General features: G+C 56.5%; 11 protein-coding genes. 5 read left to right on the top strand and 6 right to left on the bottom strand.

Annotated features, from left to right (window positions below; genetic code table 11):
* Positions 1 to 133: 133 nt before the first annotated feature.
* Both JBO08_RS14185 and JBO08_RS14180 read right to left on the bottom strand, forming a co-directional pair.
* Positions 134 to 2,413 (bottom strand): CHASE2 domain-containing protein, encoded by a 2,280-nt coding sequence (locus tag JBO08_RS14185; RefSeq protein WP_065880342.1) that lies wholly within the window; start codon positions 2,411 to 2,413, stop codon positions 134 to 136.
* Entirely contained in the window at positions 2,410 to 3,348 is a 939-nt protein-coding gene (locus JBO08_RS14180) for a FecR domain-containing protein (RefSeq protein WP_065891280.1), read from the bottom strand. The genes JBO08_RS14185 and JBO08_RS14180 overlap by 4 nt, the downstream gene beginning before the upstream one ends.
* 285 nt (positions 3,349 to 3,633) lie before the next feature.
* Between JBO08_RS14180 and JBO08_RS14175 the strand changes: the two genes are divergently transcribed.
* Positions 3,634 to 4,356, top strand: coding sequence for a response regulator transcription factor (locus JBO08_RS14175; RefSeq protein WP_065880340.1), 723 nt, complete (start codon positions 3,634 to 3,636; stop codon positions 4,354 to 4,356).
* Between the two features lie 104 nt (positions 4,357 to 4,460).
* Here the strand turns inward: JBO08_RS14175 and gyrB are convergent, their stop codons facing one another.
* Genes gyrB through dnaA form a run of 4 tightly spaced genes read right to left on the bottom strand, consistent with a single transcriptional unit; the run spans position 4,461 to position 10,660 of the window.
* Positions 4,461 to 6,878, bottom strand: coding sequence for a DNA topoisomerase (ATP-hydrolyzing) subunit B (gyrB, locus tag JBO08_RS14170; protein WP_065875581.1), 2,418 nt, complete (start codon positions 6,876 to 6,878; stop codon positions 4,461 to 4,463).
* Positions 6,879 to 6,882: 4 nt separating this feature from the next.
* A complete protein-coding gene (recF, locus tag JBO08_RS14165; RefSeq protein ID WP_012721452.1) occupies positions 6,883 to 7,986 on the bottom strand; it encodes a DNA replication/repair protein RecF in 1,104 nt (367 codons plus the stop codon).
* 20 nt (positions 7,987 to 8,006) lie between these two features.
* On the bottom strand, positions 8,007 to 9,110 hold the full coding sequence (dnaN, locus tag JBO08_RS14160) for a DNA polymerase III subunit beta (RefSeq protein WP_065875580.1): 1,104 nt from the start codon (positions 9,108 to 9,110) through the stop codon (positions 8,007 to 8,009).
* A 38-nt stretch (positions 9,111 to 9,148) separates the two neighbouring features.
* Positions 9,149 to 10,660, bottom strand: a complete 1,512-nt coding sequence (gene dnaA / locus JBO08_RS14155) for a chromosomal replication initiator protein DnaA (RefSeq protein WP_065880339.1) — start codon at positions 10,658 to 10,660, stop codon at positions 9,149 to 9,151.
* A 585-nt stretch (positions 10,661 to 11,245) separates the two neighbouring features.
* On the opposite strand from dnaA, the gene rpmH reads away from it, so the two are divergent.
* The 4 genes from rpmH to yidC are packed head-to-tail and all read left to right on the top strand — an operon-like array spanning position 11,246 to position 13,745.
* The gene (gene rpmH, locus JBO08_RS14150) at positions 11,246 to 11,380 is read left to right on the top strand and encodes a 50S ribosomal protein L34 (protein ID WP_003213577.1); all 135 of its coding nucleotides are present in this window, start codon (positions 11,246 to 11,248) and stop codon (positions 11,378 to 11,380) included.
* 13 nt (positions 11,381 to 11,393) lie between these two features.
* Positions 11,394 to 11,801: a ribonuclease P protein component gene (gene rnpA / locus JBO08_RS14145; RefSeq protein ID WP_020302575.1), complete on the top strand. Its 408-nt coding sequence runs from the start codon at positions 11,394 to 11,396 to the stop codon at positions 11,799 to 11,801.
* Positions 11,794 to 12,039, top strand: coding sequence for a membrane protein insertion efficiency factor YidD (yidD, locus tag JBO08_RS14140; RefSeq protein WP_083207160.1), 246 nt, complete (start codon positions 11,794 to 11,796; stop codon positions 12,037 to 12,039). The genes rnpA and yidD overlap by 8 nt, the downstream gene beginning before the upstream one ends.
* Before the next feature lie 2 nt (positions 12,040 to 12,041).
* Positions 12,042 to 13,745, top strand: coding sequence for a membrane protein insertase YidC (gene yidC, locus JBO08_RS14135; RefSeq protein WP_065875578.1), 1,704 nt, complete (start codon positions 12,042 to 12,044; stop codon positions 13,743 to 13,745).
* Positions 13,746 to 13,800 lie beyond the last annotated feature (55 nt).

The raw sequence follows: 13,800 nt of genomic DNA, 5'->3' as shown, positions 1-13,800 counted from the left end.
TCTTATAAGAATTTGATTTTGTTAGATATTTCAAAAGCTCATAAAATCACGAAAAACGTGCATAAGTTTTTTCAGCATAAAAAAACCGGTCCTTGTGACCGGTTTTTTATGCACAGCGCTAAAGTCGATTTTTTCAGTCTTCCAGCAGCGGCAGTTGCAGGCTGAAAGTGCTGCCTTTGCCCACCACGCTTTCGCAACTGATGCGCCCACCATGACGCTCCACCACGGCTTTGACCATGGTCAGTCCCAATCCTAATCCCTCGCTGCCCTGAGCTGAATCGAAGCGACGGTATTGGCTGAACAGTTCCGGCAAGTCCTCTTCGGCAATCCCTGGGCCTTGGTCACTGATGCGACATTCCAACCAGCCTTGCGCGCTGCTTTTCCTCAACCTCACGGTCGTACCGGAGGACGAATACTTGATGGCGTTCTCAAGCACGTTGAACAACGCACGCGTAAGCAGTGACTGGTCAGCCGAGACCATACCCTCATCGGCTTCATTCAGGTCGTGAACCAGATGGATCCCCTTCAGTTGGGCGATCACTGCCACTTGATCAAAGGCATCCATTACCAACATGGCGAACAACGTTGGCTGGAACTGGTAACCGTCAGCTTCGGCTTTCGCCAGTTGCACGAAGGATTCGGTGAGGCTCAAGGCGCGACGCACTTGTTGTTCGATCTGAGCGAAAACCGGTGACTCGCCGTTATGCACATCCAGCAGCGCGAGGATCGCCGAATGCGGTGCGCGCAGGTCGTGGGAGAGGAACCGCAACATGGTCTCGCGGTGTTGCTGGGCTTCGCGTTCCTTACTCAAGTCCGTCAGGCTTAGCAGCCATCCAAGTGCAACATCGCCCTCGGCCGGTAGCAACGGTGCAAGCTCCATGCGCAGGCTGCGCTGGTGGATATCCCGGAACTCGACGAGCTCCAGCGCTGAGAGGGCAGGGCGGACGCCATTGTGCAGCGGCGGGTAGCCGAGATCTGCCAGTTGCTCCAACAGGTTTTCATTGACCAGGACATTACCGAACACTTCGCGGGCGATGCGGTTGGCCAGCAGGATATTGCCCTTGGGATCGGTAATCAGCGTCGCTACCGGCAAGCACTCCAGACCATCGGACATGAAGCGTCGTGTGTCGCGCGTGCGGCTTACGGCTTGTTCCAGGGCAAAGATACGCGCCTGTAGCACATCGCCTTTGCTGGCGGGCGCACGGCGGCGTTCGGGCAGTACTTTGGGCTCGTTATCAAGGCGGGTCAGTTCCCAACCGAAGTAGGCGATGATCACGCTGAGACGACGCCAGTTCCAGATCAGGTAGCTGAGCAACAAGCCGATCAAACAGGCCGCGGGCGACCACCAATGGCCGAGGCGCAGCAACGCCCAGGCACCCAGCAGAGAGATGGCCATGCAGCCCAGGGTCATCCAGAGCGCATAGCGCGGTCGGTAGAGCAGCAGGCCCAGCAGCAACGCCACCAGGGAGGTCGCCATCAGCGCCGCGAGCCAGCCCGGCAGATCAACGATGCTGCGGCCTTGCAGCAAGCCATTCAGCACGTTGGCCTGGATCTCCACGCCCGCCGTGTTGCCGACCGTGGAGGAGAGTGGTGTAACGAACCGATCGCCCATCCCGGAAGCCGTCGACCCGACTAGGATCAGTCGATTGCGCAGCTGCTCGGGAGGTACCTCACCGCGCAGGACACTGACATAGGACACACTGGGAAAACGCGCATGTGGCGCGATAAACGGGATACGGATTGCATGTTCACGATGCCAGTGCTGGGTGATCGACCGCTGAGGTTCACCCGGCATCTCTGATAACTCACCACTCATCTCGTAGGCCAGCCAGGCCAGTTGCGGCGCCGTAGCATCGGGTGGGCCTTCACGCATATACAGGCTACGGACTATGCCATCACTGTCCGCCTCCACATTGATGTGGCCCACGCCCTTGGCACATTTGAGCAACGGCAGCATCTGCGCGCCGGGTTGGCTGTAGCTCGCCGTACCTTCGCGCACCAGCGGCAACAAGACATTGCCGGCGTTGCAGACGGACTCGGCCAGGCGCTTATCCTGTGCAGGATCGCCGGGTTCACTGAAGATCACATCGAACAGAATACCCGCGGGCTGGGCGGCACTCAGGCGGTCGATCAGATCCGCGTGCAGGCTTCGCGGCCAGGGCCATTGGCCGAGTTTTTTCAGGCTGGGATCATCGATGGTCACCAGCAGGATACGCGGGTCGACCGGCAGGGGCGTGAGACGGCGCAGGCTGTCGTACAACGGGTTATTCAGAGCCAGGCCTGGGCTCAATGACAGATAAGCGGTGAAGGGCAGCAGCAGCAAACCAATCCATAACCACTCACGCACCAAGCCATGGAACAGGCGCTGAGCATGGGTAGGTTGACGTTTCTCGGTCTTGCGCCAGAGCATCATTGGTCATGTGCCTGAGTGGTGGGCGGGTAGTAAAAGATGTCATAGACCCCGGTTTCTCCCTCCAGTCCGTTTTCATCGTATGCCGACAGCCGCACGTGATAAAACGAGGCTTTGAGCCCAGTGAAGCTCATTTTCGGCACGCTGGAAAAATTTTCCTGCTTGATGTTCATAAAGGCTTTATCAGTGGCGACCTGGGCACGGTATCGCTGGGCACCGGGCAAAGGCCGAAGGTACAAACTCCAGACGGGAGCGTCGCCTTTCTGACCGTCCTGCCCAACAAGCTTCGGTGCGGCGAGCAGTTCCACGGGTTTCAGTTCACCCTGTGTCTTGAAAAGCAGACCTTGCCGCGCACCCACTTTTACTTCGTTTTCCACTGGCTTGGTTTTCATGTCGCGTTTGACCGCTACCTGGCCTTCCAACACCTCAAGCACCGATTGCTCCGCATCATTGCGCACCCGAAAGTGCGTACCTCGCACGCCCAGTACACCCACCGGCGTCACGATCTGAAAGCGGTCGTGGTCACTGGCGCGCTTGATCACATAGGCCTCGGCCTGGCCCTGTTCGAGCACGACCTGGGGAATCGAAAGCTTTTTCTCCAGGTGCAATCGCACTTGGGAGCTGGCGGGCAACACCACCCGGGAACCATCGCCGAGCAACAGGCTGACAAACGCGGTCGACGAGGTCTTCACGCCTTCCTGTTCATCAATGGTCATGCCTTCAAGCAAAGGGCTCGCCTTGCCCTTGGGATCGAGCTTCCAGGCGTCCCCCGTGAGGTGCAGGACTACTGCCGGCAAAGGCTGGGCGCGACACAGCTGGTTGTCATCAATGTAAGGCGAGCGAATCTTGGCGGCAGCATCCACAGAACCGAACACCATGATCAACAATGAGGGGAGGGCAAGGCGCAAGCAGTTGGGGGAAAGGATCATGGTGCTCATCACGGTTGGGATTCCAGAGGGCATCTGACATCAGCACACACGAGTTTACGACAGCGCATGCGTCGGCTGATCCTTTTCCTTACGGTCGGGAGCCGGTATCTTTCCCCCATCGGTATCGAAGACTTTCAATGGGTTAATAGCTCATTGATGTCATCGTATAGAGAGATCCAAGGGGTCGACGAATCTGAGCACAATTATTCAGATTCAAAGACCGGCATCTGCGCTGTATGTGCCTGTAAATAAACCGGCCGACGGCTGCTGTACTCTTCAAGAAAGGACCCACTCATGCGTGTCGCAATACTGGATGACGAGCCCGCGGAATTGCGACGGGTGGAACAGACACTGCGACAAATCCCCAGCACCGCCGAACAGCCCTGGACCCTGCATTGCTTCGAACGCGGTGAAGACCTGCTACGCCAACTGCGTCGCGAAACCTTCGACCTGTTGATACTCGACTGGCAACTGCCGGACATCACCGGTATCGCGCTGCTGCGCTGGACCCGTGAACACATGGAGTCGCCACCCGCGGTAATCATGCTCACCAGCCGTGATGCCGAGAGCGATATCGTCGCTGCGCTGAACAGCGGCGCCGATGATTACGTCAGCAAACCCTTTCGTCCTAATGAGTTGAAAGCACGAGTCACCGCGGTTCTACGTCGCCACGGCCTGCAGAAGTCAGCAACTCACGAAGTACAGAGTTTTAATGACCTGACCTTTGACGATGCTGAACTGACAGTGACGCGCGCAGGTAAACCGATCAACCTCACCGAACGTGAGTATCGTCTGGCTAGCTGCTTGTTTGCCAACCTGGCGCGGCCACTGTCCCGAGAGTATCTCTACGAGCGGTTCTGGACCCATGAAGAAATGGTCTCGTCGCGGCCGCTCGATACGCATATCTATCGGCTGCGCAACAAGCTGGGGTTGACCGCAGACCGCGGTTGGCAGTTGCTGACGATCTACGGGTACGGGTATCGGTTGGAGAGTGTGGCAGCGGCATCTCAAGACTGAAAATGATGATGTTCCACGTGGAGCATTTGGAAAGTCATCCATCTGCACTCAATAAAAAAGGCCAACGCTAAGCGTTGGCCTTTTTGTGTTTGCGATTATCTGGATCAGAAGTCCAGGTTAGAAACCGCCAACGCATTGCTCTCGATGAAGTCACGGCGAGGTTCGACCGCATCACCCATCAGGGTGTTGAAGATCTGGTCTGCGCCAATGGCGTCTTCGATGGTCACACGCAGCATGCGGCGCTGAGCGGGGTCCATGGTGGTTTCCCACAGCTGGTCGGGGTTCATCTCGCCCAAACCTTTGTATCGCTGGATGGTGTGGCGCTTGGTGCTTTCAGCCATCAGCCAGTCAAGGGCTTCCTTGAATTCCCTAACCTGCTTCTTGCGTTCGCCACGCTGAATGTAAGCGCCGTCATCCAGCAGGGTGCTCAACTGCGCGCCCAGGGTAACCACTGTCTTGTAGTCATTGCTGCCGAAGAAGTCGCGGTTGAAGGTGACGTAGTTGGAAAGGCCGTGGGAGATCAGTTCGACCTCTGGCAGCCACACGTTACGTTCACGGTCTTCACGCAGGCTGGCTTTGTACACTAGGCCAGACTTCTCGACGGTGCGCAGGCGCACTTCGTACTGGGCCAGCCAATCCTGCATGTGCGCATGATCGCCCAACTGTTCCAGGCTCACGGCTGGCAGATAGATGAAGTGCTCGGTCAGTTCCTGAGGGTACAGGCGCGACAAACGCTTGAGGGTCTTCATCACCATGCGGAAGTCGTTAACCAAGCGCTCCAGCGCCTCACCGGAGATGCCCGGGGCTTCATCGTTCAGGTGCAAGCTGGCATCTTCCAGAGCCGACTGCGTCATGTACTCTTCCATGGCGTCGTCGTCTTTGATGTATTGCTCTTGCTTGCCCTTTTTCACTTTGTACAACGGCGGCTGGGCGATGTAGATGTAGCCACGCTCGATCAGCTCTGGCAACTGACGGAAGAAGAAGGTCAGCAGCAAGGTACGGATGTGCGAACCGTCGACGTCAGCATCGGTCATGATGATGATGTTGTGGTAACGCAACTTGTCGATGTTGTACTCGTCACGGCCGATACCGCAGCCCAACGCCGTGATCAAGGTGCCGACTTCCTGAGAGGAAATCATCTTGTCGAAGCGAGCCTTCTCGACGTTGAGGATCTTACCCTTCAACGGCAGGATAGCCTGGGTGCGACGGTTACGACCCTGCTTGGCGGAGCCGCCAGCAGAGTCACCTTCCACCAGGTACAGTTCGGAAAGGGCAGGGTCTTTCTCTTGGCAGTCAGCCAGTTTGCCCGGCAGGCCGGCGATATCCAGCGCACCTTTACGACGGGTCATCTCACGGGCTTTACGCGCGGCTTCACGGGCGCGTGCAGCATCGATCATCTTGCCGACAACCAGCTTGGCTTCGTTCGGGTTCTCCAGCAGGAAGTCGGAGAAGTACTTACCCATCTCCTGTTCCACTGCGGTCTTCACTTCGGAAGACACCAGCTTGTCTTTGGTCTGGGAGCTGAACTTGGGATCCGGCACTTTCACCGAAATGATCGCGGTCAGGCCTTCGCGCGCATCGTCACCGGTGGTGGCGACTTTATGCTTCTTGGCCAAGCCTTCGGCTTCGATATAGGTGTTGAGGTTACGCGTCAGTGCGGAACGGAAACCCACCAAGTGAGTACCACCGTCGCGCTGTGGAATGTTGTTGGTGAAGCACAACAGGTTCTCGTTGAAGCTGTCGTTCCACTGCAGGGCGATTTCCACGCCGATGCCGTCTTCACGCTGGATGTTGAAGTGGAACACCTGGTTGACCGCAGTCTTGTTGGTGTTCAGGTATTCAACGAACGCACGCAGACCGCCTTCGTATTTGAACAGCTCTTCCTTGCCGCTGCGCTCGTCCTTGAGGACGATACCCACACCGGAGTTAAGGAAGGACAACTCGCGAATACGCTTGGCCAGGATGTCCCAGCTGAAGTGGATATTCTTGAAGGTTTCGGCAGACGGTTTGAAGTGAATCTGCGTACCGGTAGTTTCGCTGTCACCGACAATTTTCATCGGTTCTTGTGGAACACCGTGCACGTAGGTCTGTTCCCAGATCTTGCCGCTACGGCGAACAGTCAGGATCAGCTCTTCGGACAGCGCGTTCACGACTGACACACCTACGCCGTGCAAACCACCGGAGACTTTATAGGAGTTATCGTCAAACTTACCGCCGGCGTGGAGCACAGTCATGATGACCTCTGCCGCCGAAACGCCTTCTTCTTTGTGCACGTCTACCGGAATACCGCGACCGTTGTCGCGCACGGTAATAGATTCATCCGGGTGGATGATGATGCTGATGTCGTCGCAGTGACCGGCCAGAGCTTCGTCGATGGAGTTGTCGACCACCTCGAACACCATGTGGTGCAGACCGCTACCGTCATCAGTGTCGCCAATGTACATACCGGGACGTTTGCGTACGGCATCCAAACCTTTCAGCACTTTAATGCTGGTCGAGTCGTACGTATTTTCTTCGCTCATGCCTTCACTCCCGATGGTCGTGGGTCTGGGTGATACGGCCTTGTTCCACGTGGAACAAAGCGACTGGCGTTTCCGTCTGCCAGCCTTCCCTCAATAATTCGTGGTCTACACAGGTGATAAACACCTGGCAGCGTAATTCTTCCAACAAACGGCATAACGCGCGGCGATGTTGCTCGTCTAGTTCGGACGGCAAGTCATCCACCAGATAAATACACTGACCGCGCCGGGCCTGGCTAACCAAATGGCCTTGGGCGATCCGCAGCGCACACACCACCAACTTTTGCTGACCACGGGACAAAATGTCCGCAGCATTGTGAGCGCCTAATCTAAGACGCAAATCAGCCCGTTGGGGTCCGGCCTGGGTATGGCCAATTTGCTGATCCCGCTGTAAGGACGTCGCGAGCACAGCACTCAGCTCACGCTCTTTGTCCCAACCACGGTAGTAACTCAGCGTCAGGCCCTCGAGGTCCAACAACTCACTCAAGGTCTGCTCAAAGACTGGTTTCAAGGCTTTGATATAGGCACGGCGGTATTCATCTATTTCGTCGCTGGCCAGGCACAGTTCCCGGTCCCAGGCCGCTTGCGAAGCGGCGTCAAGTGTACCATGCCGCAGCCATGAGTTCCGCTGCCGCAGGGCCTTCTGCAGGCGCTGCCAAGTGGCCATGAAACGCGGTTCCACGTGGAACACTCCCCAATCGAGGAATTGCCTACGGATTTTCGGCGCGCCTTCCAACAGACGAAAGCTGTCAGGGTTGATCAGTTGCAGTGGCAGGATTTCCGCCAACTGCGCAGCACTGCGAGCATTTTGCCCATCAATGCGAATCTGGAACTCTCCGCCGCGGTCACGGGATATTCCAAGACTGCTGTGCCCACCCTCAGCCAGTTCGACCTGGCCAAACACCGTGCACGCCAATTGTTCATACTGGATAACCGGTAGCAGGCGGGCACTGCGAAATGAACGGGCAAGCCCCAGCAAGTGGATGGCTTCCAGCACGCTGGTTTTGCCACTGCCATTAGCGCCGTGGAGGATATTGATGCGGGGAGAAGGGGAGAAGGTCACCGGGTGCAGATTGCGCACCGCGGTGACCGAGACGCGACTGAGGGACATCTAGCTTCTGCTGAGCATGATTACAGGCGCATCGGCATGACAACATAAGCCGAGTCGTCGTTATCGGATTCCTGCACCAGAGCGCTGCTGTTAGAGTCCGACAAGATCAGGCGAACCTGTTCAGTGGTCATCACACCCAGCACGTCCAGCAGGTAACTCACGTTAAAGCCGATTTCCAGCGAACCGCCGTTGTAGTCGACGCCCACTTCTTCTTCCGCTTCTTCCTGCTCAGGGTTGTTGGCCTGGATTTTCAGCTGACCGTTGGCCAACTGCAGACGAATACCACGGTACTTTTCGTTGGAAAGAATCGCGGTGCGGCTGAAAGCTTCACGCAGGGCCTGACGGTCACCGATCACCAGCTTGTCGCCACCTTTAGGCAGCACGCGCTCGTAATCCGGGAATTTGCCATCGACCAGTTTGGAAGTGAAGGTGAACTCGCCGGTGGTGGCGCGAATATGGTGCTGGCCCAGCACAATGCTGACATTACCTTCCGGCTCGGTGAGCAGGCGCGCCAGCTCGAGAATACCTTTACGCGGCACGATCACCTGGTGACGGTCTGGCTGACCGATATCGGCGCGCATCGAGCACATCGCCAGGCGGTGACCGTCGGTAGCCACGGCACGGATGATGCCTTCCGACACTTCCAGCAGCATGCCGTTGAGGTAGTAACGCACGTCCTGCTGCGCCATGGCGAAACTGGTGCGCTCGATCAAGCGACGCAGTTTGCTCTGCTCCAGGCTGCAGGTCAGCGAACCTGGGCCTTCTTCAACCGTTGGGAAATCATTGGCTGGCAAAGTGGACAGGGTAAAACGGCTGCGACCCGCCTTGACCACCAACTTGGCTTCATCAACCTTGATGTCGATCAACGCGTCATTTGGCAGGCTTTTGCAGATATCCATCAGCTTGCGCGCAGGCACAGTGATCTCGCCAGGTTCGGCAGGCTCTTCCAGCTGCACACGACCGACCAGCTCCACTTCCAGATCGGTACCGGTCAGGGACAACTGCTGGCCTTCGACGACCAACAATACGTTGGAAAGCACCGGCAAGGTCTGTCGGCGCTCGACGACGCCTGCGACCAGTTGCAGGGGTTTCAACAGGGCTTCGCGTTGAATGGTGAAATGCATGGTCTAGTCCCTTGCCTTAATAAGCTGCGCTGGTGTCATCAAGTTGTCAGTGTACGCAGCAGGTTCTTGTAGTCCTCGCGAATATCCGCGTCGGATTCCTTAAGTTCATTGATCTTGCGGCATGCGTGCAAGACTGTCGTGTGGTCACGCCCGCCAAACACATCACCGATTTCCGGCAGGCTGTGGTTGGTCAGCTCCTTGGAGAGCGCCATGGCCACCTGACGGGGACGTGCTACCGAACGCGAACGGCGCTTGGACAGCAGGTCGGAAATCTTGATCTTGTAGTACTCAGCCACAGTGCGCTGGATGTTATCCACACTCACCAGTTTGTCCTGCAGTGCCAACAAGTCTTTGAGGGATTCACGAATCAGCTCGATGGTGATGTCGCGGCCCATGAAGTGCGAGTGCGCGATAACCCGCTTGAGCGCGCCTTCCAGCTCACGAACGTTGGAACGAATGCGTTGGGCGATGAAGAACGCCGCGTCGTGCGGCAAGTCGACCTTGGCCTGGTCGGCCTTTTTCATCAGGATCGCGACACGGGTTTCCAGTTCCGGCGGCTCTACAGCTACGGTCAAGCCCCAGCCAAAGCGCGATTTCAGACGTTCTTCCAGGCCTTCGATTTCTTTCGGATAACGGTCACTGGTCAAGATGACCTGTTGGCCGCCTTCGAGCAGGGCGTTGAAGGTGTGGAAAAACTCTTCCTGGGAACGTTCCTTGCGGGCGAAGAACTGAATGTCATCGATCAGCAAGGCGTCAACCGACCGGTAGAACCGCTTGAATTCGTTGATGGCATTGAGCTGCAAGGCCTTGACCATGTCAGCCACGAAGCGCTCCGAGTGCAGGTACACGACCTTGGCATTCGGGTTCTTCTTTAATAGGTGGTTACCCACAGCGTGCATCAAGTGAGTCTTACCCAAGCCAACGCCGCCATAAAGGAAGAGTGGGTTGTAGCCGTGCTTGGGGTTATCGGCTACCTGCCAAGCAGCTGCACGAGCCAGCTGGTTGGATTTACCCTCAACGAAGTTCTCGAAGGTAAACGTGCGGTTCAGGTAACTCGTGTGCTTGAGCGCGCCTTCTACCTGCACGGTGCGCTGTTCAGCGCGAACCGGTGCTTGCTGGGAGGCGGCCCCGGCCATCGGGTCAAAACTGTCACGGGACGGCTCTTCATGCTGTGATGCATTCTTTTGCGCAGAGGACTTGGAGGCTGTCGGCGCAGGTGCACTGGGGGCCGGTGCAGCAGCGGCCTGAGCGTGCGACGCAGCAGCGGCCAACGGCGCATTCGGCGCAGCACGAGGTGCGGAGCTGCGTTTGCTGCCTATTAATAAGGAAAGCACGGGCGCGAGGCCGTTGCCATGTTCGTCGAGCAATTCGAGAACGCGGCTCAGGTACTTCTCGTTGACCCAGTCGAGGACAAAACGATTGGGCGCGTAGACACGCAACTCGTCGCCTTCGGCTTCGACCTGTAGCGGACGGATCCAGGTGTTGAATTGCTGGGCAGGCAGCTCATCGCGCAAAAGCTCCACGCACTGCTGCCAAAGTTCCACTGACACGGATATCCCCTAAGTTGAAAGCCGGTGAGGCAAAAACAGCCGCCATTGTAGCGGCGAGCCGCCCACTTATCCACATGTAGGTTGATCAGAGGCCAGCCAAAATCAACGTCTTAACGGTAAAGAAGTCGACCAATGGTCTGTGCATAAGCTCTGTGGATAAGCGCTCCTAAGGTCGTTGTACAAGTGGGGGCGAAAGTCTGTGGGTAACTGGCCTGTGGATAACAGACCATTCCACACACAGCTTATCCGACAGCGCAGCACAGGCAGAGCACCGTTTCTCCCCCGTGTTGTCATTCTCTGTACATCACGTGGAATATGGCCTAAAGGCACTTATCCACAGAGGATGGCCTGCCTAGCTTTTATAAGCTTTACAGAAAAGCTTTAAATAACTTCCTTCTTTATTTTTATATCTATGCCACTGCCCGTGAAGGCCAAGCAGACAGAAAAGGCCAAATGGAGCCTAGAGATCTAATTGAAGGAAAAGCTGGTTGGAAATTGACCTAGAGGCTTGCTTTCTCTAGAATCGCCGGTCTCTTAAAACGGGGGCCATTCCGGCCCGTTGTGGACGAACCAGGTAACAACGCCATGAAACGTACTTTCCAACCAAGCACCATCAAACGCGCCCGCACTCACGGCTTCCGTGCTCGCATGGCTACCAAGAACGGCCGTGCTGTCCTGTCGCGTCGTCGCGCCAAAGGTCGTGCGCGTCTGGCAGTTTGATAATCCGGTACTGGTGGTGAGTCAGGACTTCAGTCGGGAAAAGCGTTTGCTGACCCCCCGGCATTTTAAGGCAGTCTTTGACTCCCCCACCGGCAAGGTTCCGGGGAAAAATCTCCTGCTCCTTGCGCGTAACAACGATCTTGATCACCCCCGTCTCGGGTTGGTGATCGGCAAGAAGAGCGTAAAGCTCTCCGTTGAGCGCAATCGCCTCAAGCGTCTGATGCGCGAATCGTTTCGCCTCCACCAGGACACTCTGGTTGGTTGGGATATTGTTATCGTCGCGCGCAAAGGCTTGGGGGACGTAGAAAACCCCGAATTGATTCAGCATTTCGGCAAGCTCTGGAAACGTTTGGCGCGTACCCACAAGCCAGCACCAGCAGTCAGCACCGAAACTGTAGGGGTAGACAGCCTTGATGCGTAAACTGGCAATCGTTCCGATCCAGTTTTATCGCTATGCCATTAGTCCTCTGATGGCCAGCCACTGTCGTTTCTACCCCAGTTGTTCCTGCTACGCGTTAGAGGCCATAGAAAATCATGGTCTTCTGCGCGGTGGCTGGCTGACCTTTCGTCGTTTAGGTCGCTGTCATCCGTGGAATCCCGGTGGTTATGACCCGGTTCCATCTATCCCTACCTCCCGTTCTTCTTCGATGGCCGAGTAATCATGGATATTAAACGCACGATCCTGATCGTCGCCCTGGCAATCGTGTCCTACGTCATGGTTCTTAAGTGGAACCAGGACTACGGCCAAGCTGCCCTGCCGACTCAGAATGTTGCTGCCAATGCTGTTCCTGCGGGGCTTCCCGACACAGTGAGTGGCACCAAAACTGCCGCCAGTGACGACATTCCACGTGCACCGGGCGAGACAAACGCACCTGCCGAAGTTCCAGTTGCCGCCAGCACGGACCTCATCCAGATCAAGACGGATGTATTGGACCTGGCTATCGACCCGCAAGGTGGCGATGTTGCCAAGCTGACGCTTCCGCTGTATCCGCGCCGTCAGGATCATCCGGAAATTCCATTCCAGCTGTTCGATAACGGTGGCGAGCGTGTTTACCTGGCTCAAAGTGGCCTGATCGGCACCAACGGTCCCGATGCAAGCGCTACCGGTCGTCCGGTTTTCTCTTCGGAGAAGAAGAGTTACCAACTGGCCGACGGCCAGGACCAATTGGTTGTTGACTTGAAGTTCAGCAAGGACGGCGTCAACTACATCAAGCGGTTCACCCTCAAACGTGGCCTGTACGACGTTGTTGTCACCTACTTGATCGACAACCAGAGCGCTCAGCCTTGGACCGGCGCTATGTTTGCGCAGCTCAAGCGTGATGCCAGCTCCGATCCGTCGTCCAGCACCGCCACTGGCACCGCGACGTACCTGGGCGCAGCCCTGTGGACAAGTTCGGAGCCTTACAAAAAAGTGTCGATGAAAGATATCGACAAGGTCAACGAAGACAAACAAAAGGCACCGATCACCTATAACGTGAACGGCGGCTGGGTTGCCTGGTTGCAACACTACTTCGTGACGGCGTGGATTCCTCAGCCTGGCCAGAACAACGTGGTTGCGGCTCGCAAGGACACCAAAGGCAATTACATCATTGGCTACACTGGCCCGGCATTGACCGTTGCTCCAGGTGCCAAGGCAGAAACCAGCGCCACCCTGTACGCCGGTCCGAAAAGCCAGGCTGTACTGAAAGAGTTGTCCCCAGGTCTCGAACTGACTGTGGATTACGGCTTCCTGTGGTTCATTGCCCAGCCGATTTTCTGGCTGCTGCAACATATCCACAGCATTGTCGGTAACTGGGGCTGGTCGATTATCTTCCTGACCATGCTGATCAAAGGGATCTTCTTCCCTCTGTCGGCAGCCAGCTACAAGTCGATGGCGCGCATGCGTGCCGTGGCGCCGAAACTGGCGGCACTGAAAGAGCAACATGGCGATGACCGGCAGAAAATGTCGCAGGCCATGATGGAGCTGTACAAGAAAGAGAAGATCAACCCGCTGGGTGGATGCTTGCCGATTCTGGTACAGATGCCGGTATTCCTGTCGCTGTACTGGGTACTCCTGGAAAGCGTGGAAATGCGCCAGGCACCGTTCATGCTGTGGATAACTGACCTGTCGATCAAAGACCCGTTCTTTATCCTGCCGATCATCATGGGCGCAACCATGTTTATCCAGCAGCGTCTGAACCCGACTCCGCCGGACCCGATGCAGGCCAAGGTAATGAAAATGATGCCAATCATCTTCACCTTCTTCTTCCTGTGGTTCCCAGCTGGTCTGGTGCTGTATTGGGTGGTCAACAACGTGTTGTCGATCTCTCAACAGTGGTACATCACACGTAAAATCGAAGCGGCTACCAAAAAAGCCGAGGCGTAATTTACTCTGTGGATAACCACTCAAGACGCCCCCTAGTGGGGCGTTTTGCTTTCCG

This window comes from Pseudomonas sp. LAP_36 (assembly GCF_019456785.1).
GTDB classification, from domain to species: Bacteria; Pseudomonadota; Gammaproteobacteria; order Pseudomonadales; family Pseudomonadaceae; genus Aquipseudomonas; species Aquipseudomonas tritici.
The sequence above is the reverse complement of the archived record's forward strand: the minus strand, read 5'-3'. Positions and strand labels throughout refer to the sequence as shown.

What these genes read in the sequence shown, in the direction of transcription:
- JBO08_RS14185 (WP_065880342.1), bottom strand. Translation starts at nt 2,413, where the DNA reads ATGATGCTCTGGCGCAAGACCGAGAAACGTCAACCTACCCATGCTCAG.
- JBO08_RS14180 (WP_065891280.1), bottom strand. Translation starts at nt 3,348, where the DNA reads ATGAGCACCATGATCCTTTCCCCCAACTGCTTGCGCCTTGCCCTCCCC.
- JBO08_RS14175 (WP_065880340.1), top strand. Translation starts at nt 3,634, where the DNA reads ATGCGTGTCGCAATACTGGATGACGAGCCCGCGGAATTGCGACGGGTG.
- gyrB (WP_065875581.1), bottom strand. Translation starts at nt 6,878, where the DNA reads ATGAGCGAAGAAAATACGTACGACTCGACCAGCATTAAAGTGCTGAAA.
- recF (WP_012721452.1), bottom strand. Translation starts at nt 7,986, where the DNA reads ATGTCCCTCAGTCGCGTCTCGGTCACCGCGGTGCGCAATCTGCACCCG.
- dnaN (WP_065875580.1), bottom strand. Translation starts at nt 9,110, where the DNA reads ATGCATTTCACCATTCAACGCGAAGCCCTGTTGAAACCCCTGCAACTG.
- rpmH (WP_003213577.1), top strand. Translation starts at nt 11,246, where the DNA reads ATGAAACGTACTTTCCAACCAAGCACCATCAAACGCGCCCGCACTCAC.
- yidD (WP_083207160.1), top strand. Translation starts at nt 11,794, where the DNA reads ATGCGTAAACTGGCAATCGTTCCGATCCAGTTTTATCGCTATGCCATT.
- yidC (WP_065875578.1), top strand. Translation starts at nt 12,042, where the DNA reads ATGGATATTAAACGCACGATCCTGATCGTCGCCCTGGCAATCGTGTCC.